Annotated in this window: 2 protein-coding genes; both read left to right on the top strand. The window is 66.7% G+C overall.

The features are described from left to right. Positions 1 to 99: hypothetical protein (locus GY769_05790; protein MCP4201431.1), on the top strand; the 99-nt coding region annotated here is incomplete at its 5' end. A gap of 148 nt (positions 100 to 247) precedes the next feature. After that, the gene (locus GY769_05785) at positions 248 to 1,594 is read left to right on the top strand and encodes a transposase (GenBank protein ID MCP4201430.1); all 1,347 of its coding nucleotides are present in this window, start codon (positions 248 to 250) and stop codon (positions 1,592 to 1,594) included. The last annotated feature ends 242 nt before the right edge of the window (positions 1,595 to 1,836 follow it).

The raw sequence follows: 1,836 nt of genomic DNA, 5'->3' as shown, positions 1-1,836 counted from the left end.
GGCATGATCATCATGTTCCCGAGCTGGCTGCAGCATGCGGTGCGACCCTACCGCGGCAATCGCGAGCGCATCTCGATCGCGTTCAACCTGAGCCTTTGAGGGGCGAGGCCGCTGTTGCCCCGACACCGCACAGAACTGCCGTTTCCGCCGCGCCGCCGGGCCTAGCAGCCCGTTGACGAAGTCGGCTCTGGACGTGAGGGGTCTGGTCTGATTCTTTGAGGCCCTGACTGGACTGGAGGAGTCGGCGATGGCGATGGGACAGCAGAAGGATCGTCAGGGGGACTTGATGGTCGGCTGGTCGGAGATGCCGCGCTCGCCGGGCCATGTGTTTTACGACCGTCTGCAGTCTGTGCTGGTTGAAGCCGACTTCGACGCTCTTGTCGAGGCGACCTGCAAGCCCTATTACGCGGCGAGGATGGGGGCGCCTTCGGTGCCGCCGGGGCGCTACTTCCGTATGCACCTGGTGGGCTACTTCGAGGGCATCGACAGCGAGCGTGGGCTGGAGTGGCGGTGCTCGGATTCCCTGTCGCTGCGGGAGTTCCTGCGGCTGGAGAGCCGGGCGCGGGTGCCGGACCATTCCTGGCTGTCGAAGACCCGCTCGCGCTTGCCCCACGAGGTCCATCAGGCGGTCTTCGACTGGGTTCTGGCGCGGATTGCCGAGGCCGGGCTGATCAAGGGCGAGCGGATCGGCGTTGATGCCTCGACCATGGAGGCCAACGCGGCGCTCAGGACCATCGTGCGGCGCGACAGCGGCGAGGGCTACCGGGAGATGCTGGAGCGCCTGGCCGCGGAGAGCGGGATCGAGACGCCGACGGCCGAGGACCTGGTGCGCCTGGACCGGGCCCGCAAGGGCAAGAAGCTGTCCAACGAGGACTGGGTCTCGAAGAGCGACCCCGAGGCCAAGATTGCCAAGATGAAGGACGGCACGACCCATCTGGCCTACAAGCCCGAGCACGCGGTCGACCTGGACACGGGCGCCGTCGTGGCGGCGGAGCTGCACCCGGCCGATGAGGGCGACACGACGACCCTTGCCAAGACGCTGACGGCGGCCAAGGAGAGGCTCGAGGCGGTGGACCTGGGACCGACCACCGAGGCACCGGCCGAATGCGTGACCGACAAGGGCTATCACTCACGGGCGGTCTTGAAGGCCCTGGACAACGGTCCCTGGAAGACGCGGATCGCCGAGCCCAAGCCGAAGGGCTTCGCGCGCTGGCGCGGCGACGAGGCGGCGAGGCGCGCGGTCACCAACAACCGGGCGCGGCTCTTGTCCGAGGTCGCCCGGCAGACCTTCAGGCTGCGCGCCGAGATCGTCGAACGCTCCTTTGCCCACAGCCTTGATCGTGGCGGCATGCGACGAACCTGGCTGCGCGGGCGCGAGAACGTGCATAAGCGCTACCTGCTCCACGTCGCCGGCCACAATCTGAGTCTCCTGATGCGCCAACTGATCGGCGCCGGCACCCCGAAGGAGGCCGTGGCACGGGGATATATGGCCATTTTCCTCATTCTGACGCCCGACGGAGCGTTCCTGGTCACCCTCCTCGTCGTGCAGAGCGCTCAGCTCGGTTTCGCCGCCACATTTCTCCCCCGCGAGTGAGCGCTGATAAAGCGGCCCTTTTTCAACGGGCTGCTAGACGGCAAGTTCGGCCCCATGCGGAGGACCGGCATTCTCGGAAGCGGTTCCTGGAGCACGGCGCTGTCCCAGGCCCGCCAGCGAACCGATCACACCCGATTTACCTTGTCGTCGAGTGCTGAAGGGGCCGGGGCACGAAATGTGGAGGTCCCGGCCACGTAGTGGCGAGTTGATGGCCTTGTCATGGGTATTAATCGTCGTCGCTC

The organism is bacterium, assembly GCA_024224155.1.
GTDB lineage: Bacteria > Acidobacteriota > Thermoanaerobaculia > Multivoradales > JAHEKO01 > CALZIK01.
This window is presented reverse-complemented; position numbering and strand designations above follow the sequence as displayed.

What these genes read in the sequence shown, in the direction of transcription:
- GY769_05785 (MCP4201430.1), top strand. Translation starts at nt 248, where the DNA reads ATGGCGATGGGACAGCAGAAGGATCGTCAGGGGGACTTGATGGTCGGC.